Annotated in this window: 9 protein-coding genes; 8 read left to right on the top strand and 1 reads right to left on the bottom strand. The window is 70.8% G+C overall.

Annotation, left to right across the window (positions count from 1 at the left end; all coding sequences use genetic code 11):
• The first annotated feature begins 38 nt into the window (after window positions 1-38).
• From ACIHAR_RS14655 to ACIHAR_RS14680, 6 genes are all read left to right on the top strand, one after another.
• Window positions 39-4,295 (top strand): discoidin domain-containing protein, encoded by a 4,257-nt coding sequence (locus tag ACIHAR_RS14655; RefSeq protein ID WP_400019673.1) that lies wholly within the window; start codon window positions 39-41, stop codon window positions 4,293-4,295.
• Window positions 4,296-4,368: 73 nt separating this feature from the next.
• Window positions 4,369-5,376 (top strand): LacI family DNA-binding transcriptional regulator, encoded by a 1,008-nt coding sequence (locus ACIHAR_RS14660; protein ID WP_400019534.1) that lies wholly within the window; start codon window positions 4,369-4,371, stop codon window positions 5,374-5,376.
• 155 nt (window positions 5,377-5,531) lie between these two features.
• A complete protein-coding gene (locus ACIHAR_RS14665) occupies window positions 5,532-6,944 on the top strand; it encodes an extracellular solute-binding protein (protein ID WP_400019536.1) in 1,413 nt (470 codons plus the stop codon).
• Between the two features lie 82 nt (window positions 6,945-7,026).
• Complete coding sequence (locus tag ACIHAR_RS14670; RefSeq protein WP_365458225.1) at window positions 7,027-7,986, top strand: sugar ABC transporter permease; 960 nt, start codon at window positions 7,027-7,029, stop codon at window positions 7,984-7,986.
• Between the two features lie 15 nt (window positions 7,987-8,001).
• Complete coding sequence (locus ACIHAR_RS14675) at window positions 8,002-8,877, top strand: carbohydrate ABC transporter permease (RefSeq protein ID WP_365458228.1); 876 nt, start codon at window positions 8,002-8,004, stop codon at window positions 8,875-8,877.
• Between the two features lie 111 nt (window positions 8,878-8,988).
• On the top strand, window positions 8,989-10,593 hold the full coding sequence (locus ACIHAR_RS14680) for a glycoside hydrolase family 13 protein (RefSeq protein ID WP_365458231.1): 1,605 nt from the start codon (window positions 8,989-8,991) through the stop codon (window positions 10,591-10,593).
• Window positions 10,594-10,653: 60 nt separating this feature from the next.
• Here the strand turns inward: ACIHAR_RS14680 and ACIHAR_RS14685 are convergent, their stop codons facing one another.
• Window positions 10,654-10,812, bottom strand: coding sequence for a hypothetical protein (locus tag ACIHAR_RS14685; protein WP_400019539.1), 159 nt, complete (start codon window positions 10,810-10,812; stop codon window positions 10,654-10,656).
• A gap of 187 nt (window positions 10,813-10,999) precedes the next feature.
• Between ACIHAR_RS14685 and ACIHAR_RS14690 the strand changes: the two genes are divergently transcribed.
• On the top strand, window positions 11,000-11,515 hold the full coding sequence (locus ACIHAR_RS14690) for a VOC family protein (protein WP_365458237.1): 516 nt from the start codon (window positions 11,000-11,002) through the stop codon (window positions 11,513-11,515).
• A gap of 280 nt (window positions 11,516-11,795) precedes the next feature.
• A complete protein-coding gene (locus tag ACIHAR_RS14695) occupies window positions 11,796-13,847 on the top strand; it encodes a phosphocholine-specific phospholipase C (RefSeq protein ID WP_400019541.1) in 2,052 nt (683 codons plus the stop codon).
• Window positions 13,848-13,922 lie beyond the last annotated feature (75 nt).

Below are 13,922 nucleotides of genomic sequence, written 5' to 3' on the forward strand. Positions count from 1 at the left end.
ACATCCCACCCTCCGTCTCCCGCCGCGCCGCGCGCGGCATGGGCGCCGCGCTGGCCGCCGCGCTCCTGACCCTGGCGGGCCCCTGGCCGACCGTCGCCTCGGCGGCCGGCGGACCGAACGTCGCCCTCGGCGACCCCGCCGCGGCGAGCACCTCCCACAGCGAGTACGGCGCCGCCAACGTCACCGACGGACAGCAGTCGACCTACTGGCAGAGCGCCGGCGGCGACCTGCCCCAGTGGGTCCAGACCGACCTCGGCGGCACCCACCGGATCGACCCGGTGGTCCTCCGACTGCCCGCCTCCTGGGAACGGCGCAGCCAGACGCTGTCCGTGCAGGGCAGCGCCGACGGCACCGGCTTCACCACCCTGAGGACCTCGGCCGCCTACGCCTTCGACCCGGCCGCCGGCAACACCGTCACCGTGAGCTTCCCGGCGGCCCAGACCCGGTTCGTCCGGGTGGCGATCACCGCCAACACCGGCTGGCAGGCCGCCCAGCTCTCCGAACTGGAGGTGCACGGCGCCGGCGAGTCGTCGGTCGACCTCGCCCGCGGACGCGCCTTCACCGCCAGCAGCCACACCGACGTCTACACGCCGGGCAACGCGGGCGACGGCAACAGGGCCAGCTACTGGGAGAGCCGCAACAACGCCCTCCCGCAGTGGCTCCAGACCGACCTCGGCTCCGCCGTGCGCGTCGACCGCGTCGTCCTGCGGCTGCCCGACGGCTGGCCCGCCCGCAGCCAGACCCTGAAACTCCAGGGCAGCACCGACGGCACGAACTTCACCGACCTGACGGCCGAGAAGGCGTACACCTTCGACGCCGCCGGCGACAACTCGGCCGCCCTCACCTTCGACGCGACCACCACCCGCTACGTACGGGTCCACGTCACCGCCAACAGCGTCCAGCCCGGCGCCCAGATCTCCGAGCTGGAGGTCTACGGACCCGCGACCGGCGACACCCGGGCCCCGACCGCCCCGGCGAACCTCGCGCTCACCGAGCCCACCACCGGGCAGATCCGGCTGACGTGGGAGCCGGCCACGGACGACACCGGCGTCACCGGCTACGACGTCTACGCCGACGGCACCCTGCTGACCAGCGTCGGCGGCGACGTCACCACCTACACCGACAGCCGGCCCGCGGGCACCCGCGTCAGCTACCACGTCCGCGCGAAGGACGCGGCCGGCAACCAGTCCCCGAACAGCAACACCGTCACCCGCGCCGGCGACACCGGGGACACCGAGGCCCCCACCGCCCCGGGCAACCTGGCCTTCACCGAGCCCGAGGCCGGGCGGATCAGGCTCACCTGGACGGCCTCCACTGACAACAAGGGCGTCACCGGCTACGACGTCTACGCCGACAACACCAAGCGGGCGTCGGTCGCCGGCGACGTGACCACCTGGACCGACAGCCGGCCCGCGTCCGCGACCGTCACCTACGCCGTCCGGGCGAAGGACGCGGCGGGCAACCAGTCCCCGCCCAGCAACACGGTCACCCGCAACGGCAGCGGCGCCGCCTCCGACCTCGCCGTCGGCAAGCCGATCTCCGCCTCCTCCGTGATCCACACCTACGTCGCCGAGAACGCCAACGACAACAACACGGCGACGTACTGGGAGGGCGGTGCCGGGACCTATCCGAACACCCTCACCGTCAAGCTGGGTTCCAACGCGGACGTCGACCGGCTGGTGCTGCGCCTCGACCCGGCCTGGGGCCGGCGCACCCAGACCGTCCAGGTCCTCGGCCGGGAGCAGAGCGCGTCCGGGTTCACCTCGCTCGTCGCCGCCAAGGAGTACGTATTCGACCCGGCGAACGGCGCGAACAGCGTGACCGTCCCCGTCGGCGCGCGGACCGCCGACGTGCAGCTGCGCTTCACCGCCAACAGCGGCGCGACGGCGGGACAGGTCGCCGAGTTCCAGGTGCTGGGCGTGCCCGCGCCCAACCCCGACCTGCAGGTGACCGGGCTGACCGTCTCGCCGGCCGTGCCGGTCGAGTCCGACGACATCACCGTCTCCGCCACCGTCCGCAACAGCGGCGCGGCCGACGCCCCGGCCAGCCGGGTCGCCCTCCGCCTCGGCGGGACGACCGTCGCCACCGCCTCGGTGCCCGCGCTGGCGGCGGGCGGGCAGACCACGGTGACGGCCTCCCTCGGGGCCCGGGCAGCGGGCTCCTACCAGCTCTCCGCGGTGGCCGACGAGGCGAACGCGGTCATCGAGCAGAACGAGACCGACAACACCTACACCCGCCCCGACGCCCTCGTGGTCAAGCCGGTCCCCGGCTCCGACCTGGTCGCCACCGCCGTGACCACGTCCCCGTCCTCCCCGGCCGCCGGCGACGACGTGACCTTCAAGCTCGCTCTGAGGAACCAGGGCACCACCGCCTCCGCGGGCGGAGAGCACCCGGTGACCCTGACCCTGACCGACTCCCGGGGCACCGTCGTCAAGACGCTCACCGGCTCCCACACGGGCGCCATCGCCCCGGGCGCGACCACCGCCCCGGTCACCCTCGGCGGCTGGACGGCCGTCAACGGCTCGTACACGGTGAAGGTCACGGTCGCGCCCGACGCGGAGGAACCGCCGGCCAAGCGGGAGAACAACACCTCCAGCCGGCGGCTCTTCGTCGGCCGCGGCGCCGACATGCCCTACGACAAGTACGAGGCCGAGGACGGCGCCGTCGGCGGCGGCGCGCGGGTCGTCGGGCCCAACCGGACCGTCGGCGACATCGCGGGCGAGGCGTCCGGGCGCAGGGCCGTCTCCCTCGACGCGACCGGCGAGTACGTCGAGTTCACCACCAGGGCCGGCACCAACACGCTGGTCACCCGGTTCTCCATCCCGGACGCGCCCGGCGGCGGGGGCATCGACTCCACCCTCAACGTCTACGTCGACGGCGTCTTCAGGAAGGCGCTGCCGCTGACCTCCCGCTACGCCTGGCTGTATGGGAACGAGGCCTCGCCCGGCAACTCGCCCGGGGCCGGAGCGCCGCGCCACATCTACGACGAGGCGCACATCATGCTGGGCGAGACCGTCCCCGCGGGCTCCAGGATCAGGCTGCAGAAGGACGCCGCCAACACCTCCACCTACGCCGTCGACTTCGTCGATCTGGAGCAGGTCGCGCCCGTCGCCAACCCCGATCCCGCGGCGTACGCCGTGCCCGCCGGGTTCACCCACCAGGACGTGCAGAACGCCCTGGACCGGGTCCGGATGGACACCACGGGCAAGCTGACCGGCGTGTACCTGCCGCCCGGCGACTACCGGACGTCGAGCAAGTTCCAGGTGTACGGCAAGGCCGTGAAGGTCGTCGGCGCCGGTCCCTGGTACACCAGGTTCCACGCGCCCGCGTCCCAGGAGAACACCGACATCGGCTTCCGGGCCGAGGCCTCGGCCAAGGGCTCCTCGTTCGCGAACTTCGCCTACTTCGGCAACTACACCTCGCGCATCGACGGCCCGGGCAAGGTGTTCGACTTCTCCAACGTGTCGGACATCGTCATCGACAACATCTGGAACGAGCACATGGTCTGCCTGTACTGGGGGGCCAACACCGACCGGGTGACGATCAAGAACTCCCGGATCCGCAACATGTTCGCCGACGGCGTCAACATGACCAACGGGTCCACGGACAACCTGGTCGCCAACAACGACGCCCGGGCCACCGGCGACGACAGCTTCGCGCTGTTCTCGGCGATCGACGCGGGCGGCGCCGACATGAAGAACAACGTCTACGAGAACCTGACCTCGACCCTCACGTGGCGGGCCGCGGGCGTCGCGGTGTACGGCGGTCACCACAACACCTTCCGCAACATCCACATCGCCGACACCCTGGTCTACTCCGGGATCACCATCTCGTCGCTGGACTTCGGCTACCCGATGAACGGCTTCGGGACCGATCCGACGACCTTCGAGAACATCTCCGTCGTGCGGGCGGGCGGCCACTTCTGGGGCAGCCAGACCTTCCCCGGCATCTGGGTCTTCTCGGCCTCCAAGGTCTTCCAGGGCATCCGCGTGAACAACGTGGACATCGTCGACCCGACGTACAGCGGGATCATGTTCCAGACGAACTACGTGGGAGGGCAGCCGCAGTACCCGATCAAGGACACGGTCTTCACGGACGTCAGCATCTCGGGCGCCCGCAAGAGCGGTGACGCCTTCGACGCCAAGTCGGGCTTCGGGATCTGGGCCAACGAGATGCCGGAGCCGGGCCAGGGCCCCGCGGTCGGCGAGGTCGTGTTCAACGGACTCAAGCTGAGCGACAACGCGGTGGACATCCGCAACACCACCTCCACCTTCAAGATCCTTCAGAACCCGTAGCGCCCTCTCCCGGCGATCATGGCCGGACTGCGTAGCGCAAGCGCCTTGCAGCGTTTGCGCTACGCTTGCGTACATGACGCGACGACTTGCTCAGGTGGCGAAAAAGGTGGGAGTCAGCGAGGCCACGGTCAGCCGGGTCCTCAACGGCAAGCCGGGAGTGTCCGAGGCGACGCGGCAGTCCGTGCTGACCGCGCTGGACGTCCTGGGCTACGAGCGGCCGACCCAGCTGCGCGGTGAGCGCGCCCGCCTGGTGGGCCTGGTCCTGCCCGAGCTGCAGAACCCCATCTTCCCGGCGTTCGCCGAGGTCATCGGCGGCGCGCTGGCCCAGCAGGGGCTGACGCCGGTGCTGTGCACCCAGACCAAGGGCGGCGTGTCGGAGGCGGACTACGTCGAGCTGCTGCTCCAGCAGCAGGTGTCGGGGGTGGTCTTCGCCGGCGGCCTGTACGCCCAGGCGGACGCGCCGCACGACCACTACCAGCAGCTCGCCCAGCGCCGCATTCCCGTGGTGCTCATCAACGCGGCCGTCGAGGGGCTCGACTTCCCCTGCGTGGCCTGTGACGACGCGGTGGCGGTCGAACAGTCCTGGCGGCACCTGGTCTCCCTGGGGCACGAGCGGATCGGGCTCGTCCTCGGCCCCGCCGACCACATCCCCTCCAGGCGCAGGCTGCGGGCCGCCGTCCAGGCCGCCGGCGGCTCGCTGGCCGAGGAGTTCGTGGAGCGGTCGATGTTCTCGCTCGAGGGTGGCCAGGCGGCCGCCTCGCGGCTGCTCGAGCGCGGTGTGACGGGCATCGTGTGCGCCAGCGACCCGCTGGCGCTGGGGGCGGTCAGGGCGGCGCGCCGGCGCGGGCTGCGGGTCCCCGAGGACGTGTCCGTGGTGGGGTACGACGACTCCGCTTTCATGACCTGCACCGAGCCTCCGCTGACCACGGTCCGCCAGCCGATCGAGGCGATGGGACGGGCGGCCGTCGAGCTGCTCACCGCCCAGATCCAGGGCAGCGACGTGCCGCACAACGAACTGCTCTTCGAGCCCGAGCTCGTCGTCCGCGGCTCGACCGCCCAGGGGGTGCCGACCCGCGACTGACATCGGCTTGCCCGCCTCCGTCGCCTGACTGTCAAACAATTACGAAATCAGCGCGAGATATTGCGTCGTCTTGTTTGCGGTGGTTGAGTGTGCGGCGCCCCACAACGCATCGGCGGTGGGGCGCCGTCCACGTTCATGCCCGAAGGGGTCCACCCATGAGAAGTGCCCGGTTGAGCCATGTCCGCAGGGCCGGCGCCCTGACCCTCGTCTCCGCCCTCACGCTCACCGCACTGGCCGCCTGCGGCACCAGCAGCAGCGACGACGACGCGCGGTCCAACAGCGGCGGGTCCTCCGACCCCGCGGCTCCGCTGGACCCGAAGACCAAGGTCTCCCTCACCATCGACTGCATGCCGCCGGCGGCGAAGAAGGCCGAGCTGAAGGAGTGGAAGGAGGACGTCGCGGAGTTCAACAAGACCTACCCCAACGTCACCATCGAGGGCCGCTCCACCCCGGGCCAGTGCCTGGAACCGCCCCGCTTCACGGCCATGCTGAAGGCGAAGTCCCAACCCGACGTCTTCTACACCTACTTCACCGACCTGCCCCAGGTGCTCGACAACGACGGCGCCGAGGACATCACCGCGTACGTCAACGACAAGACCGTGCCGCTGCTGAAGGACATCGACCCGAACGTGCTGGGTTCGCTCAAGCACGACGGCAAGCTCTACGGCCTGCCCACCAGCAACTACACCATGGGCCTGCTGATCAACCGCAAGCTCTTCGAGCGGGCCGGGCTCGACCCCGACACCCCGCCGCGGACGTGGGAGGAGGTCCGCGCCGCCGCCAAGAAGATCGCCGATCTCGGCGACGGCATCGCGGGCTTCGGCGAGTACAGCGCCGGCAACACCGGCGGCTGGCACTTCACCGCGCACATGTACAGCATCGGCGGCGACGTCGTCGACGCGAGCGGCAAGAAGGCGGCCTTCGACAACGAACTGGGCAGGCAGGTCGCCGAGAACCTCCACGCCATGCGCTGGGAGGACGACAGCATGGGCAAGACCCAGCTGCTGAAGTGGGGTGACCTGCAGAAGCAGATCGCCACCGACAAGCTCGGCATGTTCCTCGCCGCACCCGACGACATCGCCTACATGGTCCAGCAACTCGGCGCGAAGTACGAGAACTTCGGCATGGGACCGATCCCGGGCCAGAAGAACACCCTGGCCGGTGGCAACAACTACATGATCAAGAAGGGGATCTCGTCCGACGAGATCAAGGCCGCGATCGCCTGGCTCAACTTCAAGAACCTCTCCGTCGGCAAGGGCCAGTTCGACTGGGCGCGCACCAAGGCCGACGGTCTGCCGGTCGGCATCCCGCAGCCCAACTTCTGGCTGAACGAGACCAAGGCCAAGGACGACGCCGCCCGCGCCGAGCACGCCACCATGCCGGTCGAGAACTTCAAGGCCTTCATGGACAACCCGGTCCCCGGCAAGGCCGAGCCGCCCAAGGCCCAGGAGATCTACAAGGTCCTGGACAACGTGATGTCCGCGGTCCTCACCAACGAGGACGCCGACATCGACGAGCTGCTCTCGACCGCCGCGTCACAGGTCGACCAGGTCCTCGCCACGCGGTGACCGGAACGCGGGCGGGGACGGGCCCGCCGTCCCCGCCGCCGAGCGACGAACAACCCCGGCAGACCAGCACCGAGGAGCAACGATGTCGGCCCCGAGCCTGACCCAGAGCAAGGCGGACCGCAGCCGCCGCACCCCGCCTCGCGCACCGGGCCCCGTGCCGCCCGGCGGCCGCCTCGCCAGGAGCGTGCGACGCAACCTCACCGCCCACGCCTTCCTCATCGGGGCGGTCCTGTGCTTCGGGTTCTTCTCCTGGTACCCGATGGCCCGGGAGTTCCTCCTGGCCTTCCAGCGGACCGAGGGCGGTCACACCAGCTGGGTCGGCCTGGACAACCTGGTCACCGTCTACAACGACCCGGCGTTCTGGCAGGCCTGGCGCAACACCTTGCTGTTCACGGTCCTCGCCCTCGTCCTCGGCTTCGCCGTCCCGTTCGTCGTCGCCGTGGTGATCAACGAGTTCCGGCACGGCAAGGGCTACCTCCGGCTGCTCGTCTACCTGCCGGTGATGCTGCCGCCGGTGGCCTCCGTCCTCCTCTTCAAGTACCTGTACGACCCCGGCTACGGGCTCCTCAACGAGCTGTTCGGCTTCTTCGGACTGCCCGAGCAGCAGTGGCTCCAGGACCCGGACACCTCGATGCTCTCGGTCGTCATCGCCGCGACCTGGATGAACATGGGCGGCGCCGCCCTGATCTACCTCGCCGCCCTCCAGGGCATCCCCGGCGAGCTGTACGAGGCGGCCGAGCTCGACGGAGCCGGGGTGTTCCGCAAGATCTGGCACGTGACGATCCCGCAGACCCGGCTGGTGCTCTCGCTGATGCTGCTGATGCAGATCATCGCCACCATGCAGGTCTTCGTCGAACCCTTCCTGCTGACCGGCGGCGCCGGCCCCGAGGGCTCCACGACGACGGTCGTCCACCTCATCTACCAGTACGCCTTCAACTTCAACAACTACGGTGCCGCGGCGGCCCTCGGCCTGCTCCTGCTCGTACTCCTCGCCGGGTTCTCGGCGGCGTACGTCAAGCTCAGCCGCGCCGAGGACGAGTAGGACCGGAGGCCCAGCATGTCCACACGCACCCTCATCTCACCGGCCCAGCTCGCCCGGCCCCGCGGCAAGGTCCTCTACCGGGTGACGTTCGCCGTCGTCGTCGGCGGCTTCACCCTGGTCTTCCTCGGCCCGCTGTACTGGATGGTCTCCAGCGGCTTCAAGGACGCCCAGGAGGTCGTCCGGACCCCGCCGACCCTGGTCCCCGGATCGTTCGCACCGGACAACTACACCCGGGCCTGGGAGGTCATGGACCTGGCCAAGCTACTGGGCAACACCCTCTACTACGCGTTCGGCGCCCTGGCCTTCCAGCTCGTCCTGGACGTGGCCGCCGCCTACTCGCTCTCCAAGCTCCGCCCGGTCTTCGGCAAGGCCATCCTCGCCATGATGCTGGCGACCCTGATGATCCCGGCGACGGTGCTCGTCGTACCCCAGTACCTGACCGTGCTCGACGTCCCGGTCTTCGAACGCAACCTGCTGAACACACCGTGGGCGATCTGGCTCCCGTCGGTGACGAACGCCTTCAACATCTTCCTGCTGAAGCGGTTCTTCGACTCGATCCCCAAGGAACTCCTGGACGCCGCCCAGATGGACGGCGCGAGTCCGATGCGAACCCTGCGCTCGATCGTGCTGCCGATCTCCCGGCCGATCCTCGGCGTGGTGTCCATCTTCGCGGTCGTGGGCGTCTGGAAGGACTTCCTGTGGCCCATGCTCACGCTGCCCGACCCGAACAAGCAGACCCTCAACGTCGGCATCTACTCGCTCTCCAACGGCGTCCCGGTCAACGTGCTGATCGCCGCGCTGACCATCGCCTCCCTGCCCACCCTGCTGATCTTCCTGGTCTTCCAGCGCAACATCATGAGCGGCCTCACCGCAGGCGGACTCAAGGGCTGACCGCCCGCCGCCGCACCCTCACCCGCCCCTGAAGACTTCGCCGCCGGCCCGTCCGACGCCCCGCTGTCCGCGCCGGCGGCGAAGATCCACCCTGCCCGAAAGGACCGCCACGTGGCAGCCCCCCTTCCGCACCGCGCCGACGACTGGTGGCGCGACGCCGTCATCTACCAGGTGTACCCCCGCAGTTTCGCCGACGGCGACGGCGACGGCACCGGGGACCTCGCGGGCGTCCGGGCACGACTGCCCTACCTCGCCGAACTCGGTGTCGACGCCGTCTGGTTCACCCCCTGGTACCTCTCCCCGCTCGTCGACGGCGGCTACGACGTGGCCGACTACCGCACCATCGACCCGGCCTTCGGCACCCTCGCCGAGGCGGAGAAACTCATCGCCGAGGCCCGGGAACTGGGCATCCGCACCATCGTCGACATCGTGCCCAACCACGTCTCCGACCAGCACCCCTGGTTCCGGGCGGCCCTGGCCGCCGGACCCGGCAGCCCGGAACGCGAGCTCTTCCACTTCCGGCCCGGCCGCGGGGAGAACGGCGAACTGCCGCCCAACGACTGGCCGTCCCAGTTCGCGGGCCCCACCTGGACCCGCGTCCCCGACGGCGAGTGGTACCTGCACCTGTTCGCCCCCGAACAGCCCGACCTCAACTGGGCCCACCCCGTCGTCCGGCAGGAGCACGAGGACGTCCTGCGCTTCTGGTTCGAACGGGGCGTGGCCGGCGTCCGCATCGACTCCGCGGCGCTCCTCGCGAAGGACCCCGCACTGCCCGACTTCCAGGAGGGCACCGACCCGCACCCCTTCATCGACCGGGACGAACTCCACGACGTCTACCGCTCCTGGCGGGCGATCGCCGACGAGTACGGGGCCGTCTTCGTGGGGGAGGTGTGGCTGCCCGACGCCGAACGCTTCGCGCGCTACCTCCGCCCCGACGAACTGCACACGGCCTTCAACTTCAACTTCCTCACCTGCCCCTGGGACGCCGACCGGCTGCGCCGCGCCGTCGACGACACCCTCGCCGAGCACGCCCCCGTCCGGGCCCCGGCGACCTGGGTCCTGTGCAACCACGACGTCACCCGCACCGTCACCCGGTACGGCCGTGCGGACACCGGGTTCGACTTCGCCGCGAAGACCTTCGGCATCCCGACCGACCTCACCCTGGGCACCCGCCGGGCCCGGGCCGCCGCACTGCTCACGCTGGCACTGCCCGGATCGGTCTACCTGTACCAGGGCGAGGAACTCGGTCTGCCCGAGGCGGACATCCCCCTCGACCGCATCCAGGACCCGATGCACTTCCGCTCCGGTGGCGTCGACCCGGGCCGCGACGGCTGCCGGGTGCCGATGCCCTGGGCCGCCGACGCACCGTACTGCGGCTTCGGATCCACCGCGGAGCCCTGGCTGCCGCAGCCCGGCGACTGGCCCGCCTACGCGGCCGACCGGCAGGCCGCCGATCCCGCCTCCATGCTCGCGCTCTACCGCGAGGCCCTGCGCCTGCGGCGCGCCGCACCCGGCTTCGGCGACGGCCCCCTGACGTGGCTGCCCGCCCCGGCCGGAGTCCTCGCCTTCCGCCGCACGGACGGCCTGACGTGCCTGGTCAACCTGTCGTCGACCCCGCTGGAGCTGCCCCCGCACCGCGCCCGTCTCCTCACCAGCGGTCCGCTCGACGCGAGGGGCCGCCTGCCCGAGGACACGGCTGTCTGGCTGCGCGCGTGACCTCCGCGCCGGGACGACCGCCCCGCCCGTCGGACCGTCGGGCGGGGAGCGGCCGGGCCGTCAGATCGCATCGCGGTCGCGGTCGCCGGTCTCCGGCAGGGCGAGGACGCAGAGCAGGGAGAGCAGGGCCATGCCGCTCATGAACCAGCCGCCCACCACGGCGCTGTAGTTCTCGGCGAGCGCCGTGACGATCAGCGGGGCCGCCGCTCCGCCGAGCATCGCCCGGGGGGATGCCGTTCACCGGAGCAGGGTACCCGGGGAGTTCGGGGGCCGGGCGAAGGGGCGGACGACGAACCGCCCGACGACTTGGTTGAACTGTGTACTACGTGGTTATGCTGCGGTACGAGGAGATCCGGCCGCGTTCCGGTGTGCGGGACGGGCGCCACCATCGCCGCCGAGGAGAGCCATGACCAGCGCACAAGGGGACGCCCAGCCGGACCGCTCCGCCCTCGAGGCGAGGCGGCGGCGGATCCGTGACCGGTACCTGCGGCCGGGCGGCGAACGGCCCCCGTCGTCCGCCCGGGGGCTGCACCACACCGCGTTGATCAGCAGCGACGTCGAGCGGACGATCCGCTTCTACCAGGACGTGCTGGAGTTCCCGCTGACCGAGCTGATCGAGAACCGCGACTACCCCGGTTCCTCGCACTTCTTCTTCGACATCGGCAACGGCAACCTGCTCGCCTTCTTCGACTTCCCCGGCCTCGACGTGGGCCCCTACGCCGAGGTCCTGGGCGGCCTGCACCACGTGGCGATCTCGGTGGAGCCCGGCCGCTGGCGCCACCTCGTCGGCAAGCTCGCCGACGCCGGTGTCGACCACGTGGTGCACAGCGAGGTCTCCGTCTACTTCCGCGACCCCGACGGCGCCCGCCTCGAACTCATCGCCGACCCCCTCGGGGAGATGTACGGCAACGAGGTGCTGTGACGGCGCGACGGCACGAGGGAACCCGCTCCGGCCGCCACCGGGGGCGCAGGACGGGAGAGGTGACAGGCTGACGGCTCGACGGTGACCGGTTCCTCCCTGTGCGGGAGGCACGGCGCCCGGCGGAGCCCGGCCCGCCCCTCACCGCCCGTACCGTCGGCCTTCACATCGGCGACATCCGGCCCTTCCCTGCCGTTGCGTGCCCCTGGAACACTCCTTGCGCGCGCCTTCCCCCGACACCGGCCGGTCGTCGAACTCCCCTCGCACGAGAGGTCCCTCACCCATGCCCGAAGTCAACCGGCGCGGATTCCTGCGGATCGCGGGCGCCACCACGGCCTTCAGCGCGCTGGCGAGCAGCATCGAGCGTGCCGCCGCCCTGCCCGCGAACCACCGCACGGGGTCGATCGAGGACGTCGAGCACATCGTCGTCCTGATGCAGGAGAACCGCTCCTTCGACCACTACTTCGGCAAGTTGAGGGGCGTGCGCGGCTTCGGCGACCCGCATCCGGTCACCCTCGCCGGCGGCAGGTCGGTGTGGCACCAGTCGGACGGCGCCACAGAGGTGCTGCCCTTCCACCCGACCGCCGACGACCTCGGAATGCAGTTCCTGGAAGGCCTGCCGCACAGCTGGCCCGACGGCCAGGACGCCTACAACGGGGGCAGTTACGACCGGTGGGTGCCGGCGAAGGGCACCACGACCATGGCGTACCTCACCCGTGAGGACATCCCCTTCCACTACGCGCTCGCCGACACCTTCACCGTCTGCGACGCCTACCACTGCTCCTTCATCGGATCGACCGACCCCAACCGCTACTACCTGTGGTCGGGTCACACGGGCAACGACGGGAAGGGCGGCGGCCCCGTCCTCGGCAACGAGGAGCTCGGCTACGACTGGACGACCTACCCGGAGCGCCTGGAGCAGGCCGGCATCTCCTGGAAGATCTACCAGGACATCGGCGACGGCCTCGACGCGCAGGGCTCCTGGGGCTGGATCCAGGACGCCTACCGCGGCAACTACGGCGACAACTCGCTGCTGTACTTCAACAAGTACCGCACCGCCCAGCCCGGCGACCCGCTGTACGACAAGGCCCGCACCGGCACCGACGTCAAGAACGGCGACGGCTACTTCGACCGGCTGCGCGCGGACGTCAGGGCCGGCACGCTGCCGCAGATCTCCTGGATAGCCGCCCCGGAGGCCTTCTCCGAACACTCCAACTGGCCCTCCAACTACGGTGCCTGGTACATCTCCCAGGTCCTGGACGCCCTCACCTCCAACCCGGCCGTGTGGGCGAAGACCGCCCTGTTCATCACGTACGACGAGAACGACGGCTTCTTCGACCACCTGGTACCGCCGCTTCCGCCGCGGTCCGCGGAGCAGGGCCGCTCCACGGTCGACGTCACCCTCGACCTCTTCCCCGGCGGCGGCACCCGGGTCGCCGGCCCCTACGGGCTGGGCCCGCGCGTGCCGATGCTCGTCGTCTCCCCCTGGAGCAAGGGTGGTTACGTCTGCTCCGAGACCCTCGACCACACCTCGGTCATCCGGTTCATGGAGCGCCGGTTCGGGGTGCACGAGCCGAACATCTCGCCCTGGCGGCGGGCCATATGCGGTGACCTGACGTCGGCCTTCGACTTCTCCCGCACGGACACCCGGCCGGTCGCGCTGCCCGACACCGACGGTTACGAGCCCCCGGACCGCGAGCGCCACCCCGACTACCGGCCGACCCCGCCCGCCGAGGGCGTCCTGCCCCGGCAGGAGCGCGGCCTGCGGCCCACCCGCCCGCTCGAGTACGCCCCCGCGGTGGACGGTTCGGCCGACGCGCCCGCCGGCACGCTCACGCTCACCTTCGCCTCCGGGCCCAAGGCGGGCGCCGCCTTCCTCGTCACGTCCGGCAACCGCGCGGACGGGCCGTGGACGTACACCACCGAGGCCGGCAAGAAGATCTCCGACACCTGGAACTCGGCGTACTCGCGGGGGACCCACGACCTGACCGTGCACGGCCCCAACGGTTTCCTGCGCGTCTTCAAGGGTCCCGGCAAGCAGGCCGGGCCGGAGGTCGTCGCCCGGCACGTCGGCGACGGCCTGGAGCTGACCTTCACCAACCGGGGCTCCACGACCGTTCGGTTGCAGGTGGCCGACGGCTACCGCGGGCGCACGGTCACCGTCGAGGTGCGCGCCGGCGCCGTCCTGCGGCGCACCGTCGGCCTCGGGGGCGGCCACCGCTGGTACGACCTCACGGTGACCTCCGCCGCGGACCCGTCCTTCCTGCGGCGGTTCGCGGGGCACGTCGAGAACGGTCGGCCCGGCGTCAGCGACCCGGCCATCGCCACGGACTGAGGCGATGGGCGGGTAAAGGCCCGGTGAACACCGGATCGTGGGGGCTGGTCAGGTCCGGGTGGGCTCGGGATAGTG

The organism is Streptomyces sp. NPDC052016, assembly GCF_044548445.1.
Taxonomy (GTDB): domain Bacteria; phylum Actinomycetota; class Actinomycetes; order Streptomycetales; family Streptomycetaceae; genus Streptomyces.